Source organism: Nocardia sp. CC227C, assembly GCF_030767025.1.
GTDB lineage: Bacteria > Actinomycetota > Actinomycetes > Mycobacteriales > Mycobacteriaceae > Nocardia.
This window is the reverse complement of the sequence record NZ_JASITE010000003.1, coordinates 1-13,155: the sequence shown is the minus strand read 5'-3', so window position 1 is coordinate 13,155 and position 13,155 is coordinate 1. Positions and strand designations below refer to the sequence as shown.

Here is a 13,155-nt window from a genome sequence, read left to right as displayed (position 1 = left end):
CGCCGACCGCGGTCCACTACGGAACCGGCTGATCCGCCATACCCGGTGGAACGACCCACTCGACCGGCTGGCCGGTGATCTCGGCGATGCGGTCGAAGTCGTGGTCATAGTGCAGCACTGTCAGACCGTGATGCTCGGCGACCGCGGCGATGATCAGATCCGGAATCTTGACGCTGCGGTGGAGACTGCGGGCGCACAGCTGCTCTTGGACCTGCCAGGCCCGCTCCCACACCCCGTCGGGAGTGGTCAAGTACTGCAACGCATATCGGCGCGCATCACCGAGAGCCCGGTGGTGCTCAGGAGATCTCGCCGATACCCCGGCCTCGAGATCGGCCATCCCACAGGTGGCGAGCAGCCCACGCTCGAGCAGTGGGCCGACGCGTGCGTCGACCACCTCGATATGCATTCGAAATCCGGCGGATTTATCCAGCAGGTACCGCGTCGTCATGGATTCCTTGCCTGATCATCGTCCTCCCACATCGCGTTGACCACGGCCTCATGCGCCAGCCCCTGGCGGTCTCCGGTCATCATGGTCCGCAAGTTGCGGGCTGCGCTCTGGCGCAGTGCGGCCCGTAGGGCCGCATGGACGGTGTCCTTTTTGGTCGTCGTACCCAACTCCTTGGCGGCTTTCGCTAATAATTCGTCGTCAAGGTCGATCATCGTCCGCGTCATCCCTCAAGCATACGTGCCTTATGCATCGTAGATACACATAGACGATATGCGCAGGAGCTGTGGACCAACCGGCGCGCCGAGAATTCAGTCCGAGGCGGGGATCCAGGCCGGGTGCCACAGGCGTCCGGTCTCGGTCCAGTTCATGAACCGCACCGTGCCGGTGAGCTTGGGCGTCACCCACACCGCGTCCTTGCGCTCCTCGGCGGTGAGTTCGTTGTCGAACGGGCTGGTCTTGCGTTCCAGGCGGCGCAGCTTCGCGTCCAGCTCGCTCATCTCCTGGTCGCTGAAGCCGGTGCCGACCCGCCCCAGGTAGTACAGCCTGCCCTCATGCTCCACCCCCACCAGCAGGGAGGCGAAGCGGCGCACGTCCGAGCGGCGGTAACCGCCGACCGTCACGGTCAGGGTGCGCCAGTTGCGGGTCTTGACCCAGGACTGCCCGCGCTTGCCGGGCAGGTACACCGAATCCCGGCGTTTGGCGACCACCCCCTCCATGCCGTGCTCCTGGCTGTAGCGCAGCGCCTGCGCTCCGGAACCGTCCAGGCGCGGCGGCACCACCAGCGAGGACGACCGCCCGGCCAGCGCTTCCAGCACCCGGCGGCGGTCGTCGTAGCGTTTGCGCAGCAGTGCGGTGCCGTCCAGGTAGAGCACATCGAAGGCGACGAATACCGCCTGCCCGGCGTGGTTGCGCAGCAGTCCGAGGTTGGCGGTGCCGTGATCGTCGAAGACCACCGCCTCCCCGTCCAGCACGATCGAATGCCCGGCCAGTTCCACGCCCAGCCGCGCGATGGTCGGATAGCGGCCGGTGACGATATTTCCGGCGCGGCTGCGCAAGGTCACCGCGCCGTCGTCGATTTCGGCGATGAGGCGGAAGCCGTCCCATTTGGTCTCGAAGGCCCACTCGTCGGCCTCGAAGGTGGAGACGTCGCCGGGGGTGGCGAGCATGGGGGTGAGCCCGCGCGGCAGCGGCACCGGTTGCCGTGGCGGCGTGAACATCCGCGCTCCCTCGCCGACCGCCTCGCCGTCCGTCCCCGGCCGGTCGAGCTCCGGATGCTGGTCCTTCATCAGGTGCATGAGCCACTGGTTGCCATTGGTCCGGATGAGTGCGTACCGGCCGTCGAGCCGTTCGCCGTGCAGACGCACGATCACCTCGTCGTCGCGCCATTTCTCGGTCTCGTAGGTGCCCGCGTCCCAGATGGTCATCTCCCCGGCCCCGTACTGGCCCTTGGGAATCGTGCCGTGGAACTCCAGATATTCGAGGGGGTGGTCCTCGGTGTGCACGGCGAGGCGGTTCTCGTTGGTGTCGGTCGGCGGACCCTTGGGCACCGCCCACGACACCAGCACGCCGTCCCGTTCCAGCCGCACGTCCCAGTGCAGCCGCCGGGCCCGATGCTGTTGGACCACATAGCGATTGCCCTCGGTAGGCGCGGGCCGATCGGCGGGCACCGGCTCCGGGGTGCGGTCCGGATCACGCATGGAGCGGTAGCGGGTGAGCCGGTCGGGCCGATGTTCCGGCGGCGGCGCGTCCAGCGCGGCGATCAGATCGCCGTCGGATCGCCAGCGTTCCAGTACTTCCTCGAACCGCAAGTGCCGCAACTTCTTCCGGTTCTCGATCTCGTCCCAGGCGCGCGGTGCGGCCACGGTCGGCTCGGCGCGGCCGCGCAGCGAGTACGGCGCGATGGTGGTCTTGGCCGGGTTGTTCTGACTCCAGTCCAGCAGCACCTTGTCCGCGCGCGCCGCCTTTGCCATATTCGCGGTGACCAGATTCGGGTACAGCTGTTGCAGATTGGTGGCGACCTGTTTGGCCACGGTGGATGCGCCGCCCGCGCTCAATCGCCGATCGAGCGGGACATAGACGTGGATGCCCTTGCTGCCGCTGGTCACCGGAAAGGCGTCCAGGCCGACATCACGCACCACATCGCGCAGCATGAGCGCCACCTGGGCGCACTGCGGCAGCCCGGCCCCCGGCCCGGGATCCAGGTCGAACACCAGCCGGGTGATGGGGCCGCGCGCGTCACCGTCGAATATCCACTGCGGCACATGGATTTCCAGGGCCGCCTGCTGCCCCAGCCAGGCCATGCCCGCAACCGAGTCGATCACCGGATAGACGACTGTGCGGTCGGAATGCTCGAGGCGATGGCGCTCGATCCACTTCGGTGCGTGGTCGGGCAGGTTCTTCTCGAAGAACGACGGCTCGTCCACCCCGTTCGGCCAGCGCTTGCGCGTCACGGCCCGCCCCGTGATATGCGGCAGCAGGGCCGGGGCGATGGCGGTGAAATAGTCGATGACCTCGCCCTTGGTGGTACCGGTGGCGGGATACAGCACCTTGTCGAGGTTGGTCAGCGCCACCTCGACTCCCCCGAAACTCCGCCGGGATCCCATAACGCCAGTCTAGAGGCGGGCATCGACAATCAGCTGGACCCGAAAAACCAACGGACCGTTCGGGTCCCCCCGCGGGCCGCGGGAGGACTCGAACGGTCCGGATACCGCACTCGGTCGGTTCAGGGCCGCGCCCTGAACCCTGTGCCGTACCGGGCTGCCCCGGTCGGCCGTGCTACGGCGTCGGAGGCTTCTGCTCCCCGGGCGGCTTCTCACCCGGCGCGGGTTCGGGAGCCGGTTCCGGCGCGGGCGAAGCCTCCGGAGCCGCGGCCGCACCGCCCTGCTCGGGAATGGCCTTCTTCACCGCCTCGGCACCCTTGTCGATCTGGCCGGAGTACTTGCCTCCGGTCTTCTGATCGATGAAGCCCCCGGCCTTGTCCACCGCGGACTCGATCTTCTCGGCGTTCTGGGCCGCCACATCCTTGCCCTTGCCGACCAATCCCTTGAGCGTGTCCAAAAGACTCACAGCCCTGCTCCTTCACACTCGGTCTTCGGTCATCGGTCGATATCTTTCCACCAGGTCTGTCCTGGTGGCACGCCATTGCGGTCGATCCGCTGTCCCGGTTTCGGGACGGCGACCGCCGTGCCCGCCGCCGCGGCCGCCGCGACCATCCGCTGTACCGGCTCCGACCAGCCGTGGAAGGCCAGATTGAAGGTCGCCCAGTGAATCGGCACCAGCAGTCCGTGCGCCGCGTTTCCCAGATTCAGATCGGCGTGTGCGCGCACCGCCTCCTCCGGATTCATGTGCACATCCGGCCAGGCGGCGTCGTACGCGCCGATGGGCAGCAGCGTCAGATCGAACGGACCGAGCCGCGCGCCCGCCTGGGCGAACGCCTTGGTGTAGCCGGTGTCGCCACCGAAGTACACCCGGTGCTCGGGACCGGCCAACGACCAGGACGCCCACAGCGTGGTGTTGCGCACCAGACCGCGGCCGGAGAAGTGGCGGGCCTCGGTACACGTGATGGTCAGATCCGCACCCTCGTGCGCGCGTTGCAGCGTCGAGAGCGAAACCGAGGTGCCCCAATCCATTTCGACGATCCGCTCGTCCGGCACCCGCCAGTGCCGCAGATGGGCCCCGATACCGAGCGGCACGATGAAGACCGCGCTCTGGCTCTCGACCAGACCCTGCACCGTATCGCGGTCCAGGTGGTCGTAGTGGTCGTGCGAGATGATCACCGCGTCCAGTGGCGGCAGCTCGTCGAGCCGCTGCGGCACCGGATGCTGGCGGGCCGGGCCGATCAGCGGCGACGGCGAGACGCGTTCACTCCACACCGGATCGGTGAGCACCCGGTAGCCGTCGATCTCGACCAGCGCGGTGGCGTGGCCGTACCAGGTGACGGCCAGATCCGCGGCCTGCTCCGGCAGCTCCGGGGTGACCAGCGGGATCGGGCCGGGGGCCCGGCCCAGATTGCGTTTGGTCAGCACCGAGTTCAGCAGCGAGAAACCCGACCCGGAGGCGATCTGGCTGCTCGGCTCGGTGTTGTGGAACTGGCGGTTGCGGTAGCGGACCGAGGCGGTGGCGGTCGGCTGGATGGCCGAGATGCCGGCCCCCATGGCCGAGGGCAGGCCCCACGCCGCGCGTACCAGCCAGCCGATGCCCACGGCACCGGCCACCGCACCAACCGCGGTGCGGGCCGCGCCGGTGAGCCGGCCCCGCACCGCATCGATATCCGTTGTCCCGGTAACTCGTTCGGCATTCATCGTCCGGTGAACCTCGCTGTACGCTTCTCCTTGCGCGCCACGCGCGCCTCCTGTGCGTCCTCGCTCGTCCATGCCGCCCTCAGCGCCTCTCGCTGCTCGATGGTGTCGGCCTCACGGGTGCCGTCGTCGTTGAACACCAGTTTCATATGCCGCAGCGACAGCGGCGCCAGCTCCGCGATGGATTTGGCCCACGCCTGCGCGTCGGCGAGGGTGCCGAGACGGTTGGCGAAACCGAAACCGTAGGCGTCGGCGGCGGAGATCGGCTCCGCGCCCAACAGCATGGTGCGGGCCGGACCGGATCCGATCAGGGAGGCCAGCCGGCGCACCGTCCAACGATCCACGGAGATACCGAGTTTCGCGGCCGGAATGGCGATGTAGGAATCGGGGCTCAGCACCCGCAGGTCCGAGGCCAGCGCCAACTGCACACCCGCGCCGAGCGCGCCGCCGTTGACGGCGGCGATCACGGGCACCGGCACCGATTCGACGGTGCGCAGCATACCCATCAGGCCGTCCAGGAACTCGTCGGAATAGACGCCGTCCAGATCGGCCCCCGCGCTGAAGATCGGCCCCTGACCGGTGAGAACGATCACCCGCGCGTCGGCCGCCGCCTCCTGGAGAGCGGTGCGCAACCGGCCGACCAGCTCGAGGTTGAGTGCGTTCCGGCGTTCCGGACGCTGCAGTTCGATGGTGACCACCTCACCATCGCGGCTGACTCCGAGCATCTGTCCCTTCCCCACTGTCGGCACCCTGGACACCTTCACTCTAAGCGGGACCGACCGGCAGTTCCGCGCTCGACGCGGCCGTACGTACCAACCGGTAACGCACCGTCGGTACTGTCTGGACGGTGAGCGCGACACCCGATGTGGACATCCTGGTGATCGGTGCGGGGCAGGCCGGTCTCTCCGTCGGCTACCACCTGCGGCGACTCGGGCTGCGGCCCGAGCAGGACTTTCTCATTGTCGACCACTCCCCCGGGCCGGGCGGCGCCTGGCAATTCCGTTGGCCCTCACTCACACTGAGCACGGTCAATCGTGTCCATGACCTACCGGGCATGGGATTCGCCGAAACCCTGCCGCCCGACGCGGCGGACGCCCGGGCGGCGACGGCGGTCCCGCACTACTTCGAGCTGTACGAGAAGCGGTTCGACCTGCGCGTGCACCGACCGGTCTCGGTGGCCGTGGTGTGTGATCGCGCCACCGCCGCGACCTGCCCGAACGCGGAGGTAGACGGTTTGCTGCACGCGGAGACACGGGTGGGTGGCGAGCGGGCCGCCGGAGACCGCGGCGGCGGCGCCGCTGGTCCGGAAACCGACCACGCTGTCGATTCCGGTCCGAGCGACGCCGCCACCTCGCACACCGAACGAACCGCTCCGGCCGCCGCCTCCGACCTCGGCGGGGGCGTTCCTCGTCGGGTGCCCACCCCAGGGGCCGCGCTGCGTGTCCGTGGCTTGATCAACGCGACGGGCACCTGGGACAAGCCATTCATTCCCTATTACCCGGGCGCGGAAACATTCGCCGGGCGACAACTTCACGCCCACGACTACCGAGCGGCCGACGAGTTCGCGGGACGGCATGTCGTGGTGGTGGGCGGCGGGATCACGGCCGTGCAGTTGCTGGATGAGATCTCGCAGGTCACCGGCACCACGTGGGTGACACGACGGGAGCCGGTGTTCCGGGACGGCGAGTTCGCGCCCGAGGACGGACGGGCGGCGGTGGCGATCGTCGAGGACCGGGTGCGCAGGGGCCTGCCGCCCGGGTCGGTGGTGTCGGTGACCGGACTGCGCGAGGACGACCGGGTGCGGGCGGCGCGGGCACGCGGCGCGCTGCGCCGCCGCCCCATGTTCGACCACATCGAACCCGAGGGGGTGCGGTGGGCGGACGGCGAATTCCAGGCCGCCGAGGTGATTCTGTGGTGCACCGGTTTCCGGAGTGCCCTTGACCATCTCGCGCCGCTGCGGCTGCGCGGACCCGGAGGCGGAATCCGGATGACCGGTCGGCTGGCCACGCAGGTCGCAGCGGATCCGCGGATACATCTGCTCGGGTACGGGCCATCGGCCAGCACGATCGGAGCCAATCGCGCGGGCCGGGCGGCTGCGGTGGAGCTGACGGAGTTTCTGGGGGTCGGACGCGGGTAGATCCGAGCAGGAATTCGACCGATCGGTCGGGTCGCGGGCGGGGCGGGTACCGGGCCGGATTACCGACTGCCGCGCGGGAAGCGCCGCGCGGGGCGGGCAGAGCGACCGGTGGCGTCGCTCCCGCGCGGAGGGTGCTGCGCTCGCCCACCCTGCGTCCCTGGCGCGGACTGCCCCAAGCGCGGTGGTTCAGGCGCAGACTGCCCAAGCGCGGTGGTTCAGGCGCAGACTGCCCAAGCGCGGTGGTTCAGGCGTGGACCGGCCGGGCGCGGCGGTTCGGGTGGGGGTGTCTCACCCCGGAGCGCCCGCGGTGAAGGTGTCGGGGTCCGGGCCGACCCGGGAGCCCTTGTCCAGCGCCGAGATTCGCGACATCTGGTCGTTGGTGAGTTCGAAGTCGAAGACGGCGAAGTTCTCCGCGATGCGGCTGGGGGTGACCGACTTGGGGATGACGATATTGCCCAGCTGCAGGTGCCAGCGCAGGATGACCTGGGCGGGGGTGCGGCCGGTTTCCTCGGCGACGGCGACGACGGCCGGATCGTCGAGCAGGGTGCCCTGACCGAGTGGGCTCCAGGCTTCGGTGGCGATGCCGTGATCGGCGTGGAAGGCGCGTAGCTCGGGCTGGGTCAGGCGGGGGTGCAGTTCGATCTGGTTCACCACCGGGGTCTCACCGGTTTCGGCGATGACGCGCCGGAGGTGCTCGCGGGTGAAGTTGGAGACGCCGATGGAGGTGATGCGCCCGGCGGCCTTGAGCGACTGGAATGCCCGGAAGGTGTCCACGTACAGGCCGGAGTCCGCGATCGGCCAGTGGATCAGGTACAGGTCCAGGTAGTCCAGGCCCAGCCGTTCCATGCTGGCGTCGAAGGCGCGCAGCGTGGCGTCGTATCCCTGATCGGAATTCCACAGCTTCGTGGTCACGTAGACCTGGTCGCGCGGCAGGCCGGAATCGCGGATGGCGCGGCCCACCTCCGCCTCGTTGCCGTACACCATGGCGGTGTCGATGCTGCGGTAGCCGACCTCCAGGGCGGTGGTGACGGCGTCGACCGCCTGTTCGGGCGTCACCTGGAAGACGCCGAAACCGAGCTTCGGTATCACCTGCCCGTCGTTCAGCACGATCGAGGGGACGGCGCTCGTTTCACTCCTGAAGGTCACGTTCCGACCGTAGAAGCGGTTTGCCGCTTGGTCAATCAGCCCCTTCGCTGTGTTGGTCACGGCTTGACAGGATATTGTGTTTTTACAACACTCTGTTGTGTGAGCCCAGTGCGAAGGGGTAAAACCCTACCGATCTACAACCGCATCGCGGTGCTGCGAGCCGAGCATCGCATGAGCCGCGCGGCGCTCGCCGAGGCGGTCGACGTGAATGTGCAGACCATCGGGGCACTGGAGCGCGGCGACCACTACCCGAGCCTCGACCTGGCCATGCGCATCTGCGATGTCTTCGGTGTGCCCGTCGAGGCCGTGTTCTCTCGCACCGAATTCACGCCGCTGTCCGCGGAGTTCTACTCGAAGGGGAAACCATGACCACCGCTACCGGCCTCATCGACCGCTATCAGGCCTACCGGGTCCGCCGCTGGCTGGTCCACGAACAGCGCATGGCGGGCATGCTCCCGAAATGGCGCACCCGGCGCAGGCGACGGGCGCTGGTCGTCACCGTGACCGTCGGCCTCGTCGCGCTCTTCGTCGCCGGCGTGCTGTGCGCATTCGATCTGGAATGGGCGACGCTGCTCATCCTCCCGGTGGTCCTGATCTTCCTGGTCGCCTGGACCATGCTGCGCATCGTCTCCCAGGGCCAGGACAACGCACCCGCCGAAATCCTCGACGAACTCGAGATCGCGCAGCGAACGGCCGCCCGGTCCATCGGGCTGTCGGTGACCCAGTGGCTGACGCTGCCGCCGCTGTTCTACCTGATCTGGGCGCCCGCGCTCGCCTCCGACTCGAGCGCCTTCCAGACCTCCTACGCGGGCGGCGTCATGATCCTGGCGACCTTGCTGGGCGGTGGCTTCGCCCCCGCCATGATCCTGGCGTGGACGCGGCCGGAGCCGGAGCCGGAGAGCTGAGCCGCCGGGGTGCGGGCACGTCCCGTCGAGAGTGCGGACGCGTCCCGCCCGGGGCATCGACGATGACCCGTGCACCGAGTCCGCCCCGCCCGCCGACTATCGGTCGAGCTGTTGGTCGAGCACGGATGTGTCGCCGAGGCGGCGGTATCGGAGGTGTCGGGCCGCGCGCAGTTCCGCCACCGGGCGGGCGGTCAGGTCGGCCAGTTCCCGCGCGATGACCGCCACCATGCGGCGGGCGAACTCCACCGGTTCGGCCGCCGCATCCGGGCGTTCGGGGACGATGCGGTCCACGATGCCGTCGGCGAGCAGGTCCACAGACCGGATGCGCTGCGCCGCCGCCAATTCCGACGCGTGCTCGGTATCGCGGAAGACGATGGCGCTGGCTCCCTCTGGCGGCAGCGGCGCGAGCCACCCGTGCGAGGCCGCCAGCACCCGGTCGGCGGGCAGCAGCGCCAGCGCGCCGCCGCCGGTGCCCTGGCCGAGCAGGACGGAGATGGTCGGCGTGTCGAGAGTGACGAGATCGGCCAGGCAGCGGGCGATCTCGGGGGCCAGCCCGCGCTCCTCGGCCTCGCGGGACAGTGACGCACCGGCGGTGTCGATCACCAGCACCAGCGGCACCCGCAACTCCCGAGCCAACTGCATACTGCGGCGCGCCTCGCGCAGAGCGGCGGGGCCCATGGTCGTTTCGGTGGTCTGCCCGGAGCGGTCGTGGCCGAACACCACACAGGGCCGGCCGCGGAAGCGGGCCAGCGCGTGCACCACCGTCCGGTCGGATTCTCCCTGGCCGGTACCGCTGAGCGGCACCCGATCGGTGACCTGACGCAGCAGTTCGCGGATACCGGGGCGGTCGGCACGTCGCGACGTCGATACCGACTGCCAGGCCGGAATAGCTTCCAACGAACCGTATTCCGCCGGAGAACAATCCAAAGTGGCTGGATCCCGCGAATATTCGGCATGCCCGACAGCGATTCCACTGAACACGTTGAGGGCTCGGTGCGCGATACGACGGAAAACCCGCACCGGGACCACACCGTCGATGACACCGTTGCGATAGAGGTTCTCCGCCGTCTGCACCCCCGCGGGGAAATCACGCCCGTACAGCGCCCGGTACACCCGCGGCCCCAGAAAGCCGATCAGAGCGCCGGGCTCGGCGAAAGTCATGTGCCCCAGCGAACCCCAGGAGGCGAACACGCCGCCCATGGTGGGATTCCGCAGGTAGACGAGATACGGGAAGCCCGCCGACTTGTGCGCCGCGACCGCCCCGGCGATCTTCACCATCTGCACGAAAGCGACTGTGCCCTCCTGCATTCGGGTTCCGCCCGAGGTCGGCGAGGCCACCAGCGGCAGGCCCCGCGCGGTGGCGCGCTCCACGGCGGCGACGATGCGCTCGGCCGCCGCCACACCGATCGAACCCGCGAGGAAGCCGAACTCGCACGCGATCACGGCGACCCGCCGCCCACGCAGCATCCCCTCCCCCGTCAGCACCGCCTCGTCGAGACCGGTCGCGGCCTCGGCCGCCCGCAACTCGGCGCGGTACTCGGCGGAACGGGGAATCGGCAGCGGAGGCCGATCCCAGTTCACGAAGGAACCGGGATCGAGCAGACCGCCGAGGAGATCTCGCGCCGAAATACTCACGGCGCGAGAATAGCTGTACCGAAGAGGGTCGCCTCAGTACCCCTGCACGACCTTGCGCAGGGCGTACTCGGTGACGGCCACCAGGGCCTGCTTCACCGGCTCCCGGCGACGGGCGTCCATCGACAGAATCGGCGTATCCGCCGGGACCGCGAGGGCCTGGCGGATGTCCTCGATCGGGTAGCGAGGCGCGTCGTCGAATTCGTTGATGGCCACCAGGAAAGGTAGGTTCCGCGCCTCGAAGTAGTCGACGGCGGCGAAACTGTCCTCCAGTCGCCGGGTGTCGACCAACACCACCGCGCCGATGGCGCCGCGGATCAGGTCGTCCCACATGAACCAGAATCGGTACTGGCCGGGCGTACCGAACAGGTACAGCACCAGGTCATCGGCAAGGCTGATCCTGCCGAAGTCCATGGCCACCGTGGTGGTGGCCTTCGATTCGACGCCACTGAGGCTGTCGACGCCGACACTGGCGTTGGTCACCAATGCCTCGGTGCGCAGCGGAACGATCTCCGAAACGGCACCGACCAGGGTCGTCTTGCCCACACCGAAGCCACCGGCCACCACGATCTTCGCCGACGTCGGCTTACTCGTGCGTGTGTCGACCTGTGTCGTCGAATCAAATACGCCGGAGTCCACTGAGAACCCTTTCGATCAGCTCGCGACGTTCATCGTCGCTGGAATCGTCTTTCAATGTCGCCGAAACCTTCACGTGGCCGGCTTCGATCAAGTCGGCGACCAACACCCGGGCTACCCCGATCGGGATGCCCAGGCGCGCTGCGACTTCGGCGACAGACGGCGATTCTCTGCACAACTCCACGATTGACGTCTCGATATTGGTGAGTTCGAACTGCCGCTCGAAGGCGACCGGATGCGATGCGACGAGCGCCTCCAACGCCAATTCCACCTTCGGCCGCGTGCGGCCGGCGGTCAAGGAATACGGGCGAACGAGGCTGGGCTCGGCGCTCCCCAAGCGCTGATTGTCTATGTCCATCCCACCATCAGGAACCCATCGTGACGCGAGGTGTGGCCTGGACTGTCTGGCCCACCCGCTCGACCAACAAAGCCATCTCGTACCCCACCTGGCCGATGTCACACGAGGTATTCGTGAGCACGGCGAGGTAGGAACCGTCACCAACGGCCATGAGCAACAGGTATCCGTGCTCCATCTCGACAACGGACTGCAGCACGGTGCCGCCCTCGAAGAGGTTGGACACGCCCACCGAGAGGCTCGCGAGCCCCGCGGTCACCGCGGACAGCTGTTCGGCCCGATCGACGGGCAGCTGCGCGCTGGCAGCCATCAGCAGGCCATCGGCCGAGACAAGCACGGCATGCGCGACGCCGGGAACCTCATTCGCGAAGTTCGAAACCAGCCAATCCAGCTGTCGCTTCGTACCACCTAGATCGGGGTTCATCGGTCTCCTTTATCTCCGGTTAGGTTCATTGCTTGCTGTGCACGGCCATCCCGGACGCCCTGCTGGTGACGACTCAGGCTGGACCTGATGGATTCCGGATCCCGGCGGGTGGTCCGATCGGCGTTGCCGTTCACGCCGCCCGGCACCAACCGGTGCCCCGGATCACGCTGCGGCAGACCGGCTGCCGTTCGCTTCTCCGGCTGAGATTCCACCGCACGACGGGCCGCTTGCCAACCCTCGTCCCCCGGTGATTCGAAGGAGGCGGCCACCTGGGACCGGTCCGCGTTCGGATCCTGCAGCCACGCCGACATCATCTCGGCGAAGATCGGAGTGCCGAACGACGAGTCGTCTTCGCTGGCAGGCTGCAGTCGAGTCTGGAAGAACGACGCCGTCTTCTGCGGATTGGAGCGGAAGCTGTGCTTGCCCGGACCGGCGGGCGCCTCCTCGGTGGAACCGCCCGCGGAATTGCCGCGCAGCCCCGGCACCGGAGCCGGACGCTGCGGCAGACCCGCACCCGGATCGCGCTGTGGCAGGCCGGAAGGACTGGGCCGCTGCGGCATACCACCCGGAGCGGTGCCCGGCTGTCGCTGCGGCAGACCGCCGCCCGCACCGCCGTCCCGCTGCGGGAGCAGGGTGTTGTCCCGCTGCGGCAGCGCCGACTCGCGTTGCGGCAGCACGGTATCCCGCTGGGTCAGGCCGGTGGACGCGGCATCGCGGCGCGGCATCGCGCTATCGCGCTGCGGCAGACCGCCGTCGCGCTGCGGCAGACCGCCGTCGCGCCTGGGTAGGCCGCTGTCCCGCTGCGGCAGCCCGCCCAGCGCCGAATCACGCTGCGGCGGCGCACCATTGCCGCCGGGCGCGCGCTGCGGCAGCCCACCGGGGGCCTCGCCACGCTGGGGCAGACCACCCGGGGCCTCGCCACGCTGCGGCAAACCACCCGGCGCATCGCCACGCTGCGGCAAACCACCCGGCGCATCGCCACGCTGCGGCAAACCACCCGGCGCATCGCCACGCTGCGGCAAACCACCCGGGGCCTCACCACGCTGCGGCAGCCCGCCCGGGGCGGCCTGGCGCTGCGGCAGCCCCTTGCCGCCCTCGCGCGGCGGCGCGCCATTGGCGCCCGGATCACGCTGTGGCAACCCGCCCGAGGCCGCGCGCTGCGGCGGACCGCCGG

14 protein-coding genes and 1 pseudogene are annotated in these 13,155 nt (G+C 68.9%); 3 read left to right on the top strand and 12 right to left on the bottom strand.

The window, feature by feature from the left end:
• Window positions 1-16: 16 nt before the first annotated feature.
• From QMO76_RS06095 to QMO76_RS06070, 6 genes are all read right to left on the bottom strand, one after another.
• On the bottom strand, window positions 17-448 hold the full coding sequence (locus QMO76_RS06095) for a PIN domain nuclease (protein WP_306360203.1): 432 nt from the start codon (window positions 446-448) through the stop codon (window positions 17-19).
• Window positions 445-672, bottom strand: coding sequence for a type II toxin-antitoxin system VapB family antitoxin (locus QMO76_RS06090; protein WP_306360202.1), 228 nt, complete (start codon window positions 670-672; stop codon window positions 445-447). The genes QMO76_RS06095 and QMO76_RS06090 overlap by 4 nt, the downstream gene beginning before the upstream one ends.
• A gap of 84 nt (window positions 673-756) precedes the next feature.
• Window positions 757-3,051, bottom strand: a complete 2,295-nt coding sequence (locus tag QMO76_RS06085) for an ATP-dependent DNA ligase (protein WP_306360201.1) — start codon at window positions 3,049-3,051, stop codon at window positions 757-759.
• A gap of 172 nt (window positions 3,052-3,223) precedes the next feature.
• Window positions 3,224-3,514, bottom strand: coding sequence for an antitoxin (locus QMO76_RS06080; RefSeq protein WP_306360200.1), 291 nt, complete (start codon window positions 3,512-3,514; stop codon window positions 3,224-3,226).
• A 29-nt stretch (window positions 3,515-3,543) separates the two neighbouring features.
• Window positions 3,544-4,602, bottom strand: coding sequence for an MBL fold metallo-hydrolase (locus QMO76_RS06075; protein WP_306360633.1), 1,059 nt, complete (start codon window positions 4,600-4,602; stop codon window positions 3,544-3,546).
• A gap of 143 nt (window positions 4,603-4,745) precedes the next feature.
• Window positions 4,746-5,471, bottom strand: coding sequence for an enoyl-CoA hydratase (locus QMO76_RS06070; protein ID WP_306360632.1), 726 nt, complete (start codon window positions 5,469-5,471; stop codon window positions 4,746-4,748).
• 194 nt (window positions 5,472-5,665) lie between these two features.
• On the opposite strand from QMO76_RS06070, the gene QMO76_RS06065 reads away from it, so the two are divergent.
• Window positions 5,666-6,883, top strand: a complete 1,218-nt coding sequence (locus tag QMO76_RS06065; RefSeq protein WP_372341921.1) for a pyridine nucleotide-disulfide oxidoreductase — start codon at window positions 5,666-5,668, stop codon at window positions 6,881-6,883.
• Window positions 6,884-7,171: 288 nt separating this feature from the next.
• On the opposite strand, the gene QMO76_RS06060 is transcribed toward QMO76_RS06065, so the two are convergent.
• Window positions 7,172-8,029 carry an aldo/keto reductase gene (locus QMO76_RS06060; RefSeq protein WP_306360198.1) on the bottom strand — a complete coding sequence of 286 codons (858 nt, stop codon included), beginning with the start codon at window positions 8,027-8,029 and terminating at the stop codon, window positions 7,172-7,174.
• Between the two features lie 99 nt (window positions 8,030-8,128).
• On the opposite strand from QMO76_RS06060, the gene QMO76_RS06055 reads away from it, so the two are divergent.
• Entirely contained in the window at window positions 8,129-8,398 is a 270-nt protein-coding gene (locus QMO76_RS06055) for a helix-turn-helix transcriptional regulator (RefSeq protein ID WP_029930956.1), read from the top strand.
• Window positions 8,395-8,934: a hypothetical protein gene (locus QMO76_RS06050; protein WP_306360197.1), complete on the top strand. Its 540-nt coding sequence runs from the start codon at window positions 8,395-8,397 to the stop codon at window positions 8,932-8,934. The genes QMO76_RS06055 and QMO76_RS06050 overlap by 4 nt, the downstream gene beginning before the upstream one ends.
• A gap of 96 nt (window positions 8,935-9,030) precedes the next feature.
• Here the strand turns inward: QMO76_RS06050 and QMO76_RS06045 are convergent, their stop codons facing one another.
• The 5 genes and pseudogenes from QMO76_RS06045 to QMO76_RS06025 all read right to left on the bottom strand — a co-directional run.
• A complete protein-coding gene (locus QMO76_RS06045; RefSeq protein WP_306360196.1) occupies window positions 9,031-10,569 on the bottom strand; it encodes a carboxyl transferase domain-containing protein in 1,539 nt (512 codons plus the stop codon).
• A 33-nt stretch (window positions 10,570-10,602) separates the two neighbouring features.
• A complete protein-coding gene (locus tag QMO76_RS06040; RefSeq protein ID WP_172544792.1) occupies window positions 10,603-11,205 on the bottom strand; it encodes an ATP/GTP-binding protein in 603 nt (200 codons plus the stop codon).
• Window positions 11,186-11,560 (bottom strand): DUF742 domain-containing protein, encoded by a 375-nt coding sequence (locus QMO76_RS06035; RefSeq protein WP_029930952.1) that lies wholly within the window; start codon window positions 11,558-11,560, stop codon window positions 11,186-11,188. Before QMO76_RS06035 ends, QMO76_RS06040 begins: the two co-directional genes overlap by 20 nt.
• A gap of 7 nt (window positions 11,561-11,567) precedes the next feature.
• Window positions 11,568-11,981 carry a roadblock/LC7 domain-containing protein gene (locus QMO76_RS06030; RefSeq protein ID WP_029930951.1) on the bottom strand — a complete coding sequence of 138 codons (414 nt, stop codon included), beginning with the start codon at window positions 11,979-11,981 and terminating at the stop codon, window positions 11,568-11,570.
• A pseudogene (locus tag QMO76_RS06025) lies at window positions 11,978-13,155 on the bottom strand (histidine kinase); the annotation flags it as partial. The pseudogene QMO76_RS06025 and the gene QMO76_RS06030, both read right to left, overlap by 4 nt.

Coding starts and splice junctions, on each gene's coding strand:
- QMO76_RS06030 (WP_029930951.1), bottom strand. CDS start 11,981: ATGAACCCCGATCTAGGTGGTACGAAGCGACAGCTGGATTGGCTGGTT.
- QMO76_RS06050 (WP_306360197.1), top strand. CDS start 8,395: ATGACCACCGCTACCGGCCTCATCGACCGCTATCAGGCCTACCGGGTC.
- QMO76_RS06035 (WP_029930952.1), bottom strand. CDS start 11,560: ATGGACATAGACAATCAGCGCTTGGGGAGCGCCGAGCCCAGCCTCGTT.
- QMO76_RS06085 (WP_306360201.1), bottom strand. CDS start 3,051: ATGGGATCCCGGCGGAGTTTCGGGGGAGTCGAGGTGGCGCTGACCAAC.
- QMO76_RS06095 (WP_306360203.1), bottom strand. CDS start 448: ATGACGACGCGGTACCTGCTGGATAAATCCGCCGGATTTCGAATGCAT.
- QMO76_RS06075 (WP_306360633.1), bottom strand. CDS start 4,602: ATGGGGGCCGGCATCTCGGCCATCCAGCCGACCGCCACCGCCTCGGTC.
- QMO76_RS06090 (WP_306360202.1), bottom strand. CDS start 672: ATGACGCGGACGATGATCGACCTTGACGACGAATTATTAGCGAAAGCC.
- QMO76_RS06070 (WP_306360632.1), bottom strand. CDS start 5,471: ATGCTCGGAGTCAGCCGCGATGGTGAGGTGGTCACCATCGAACTGCAG.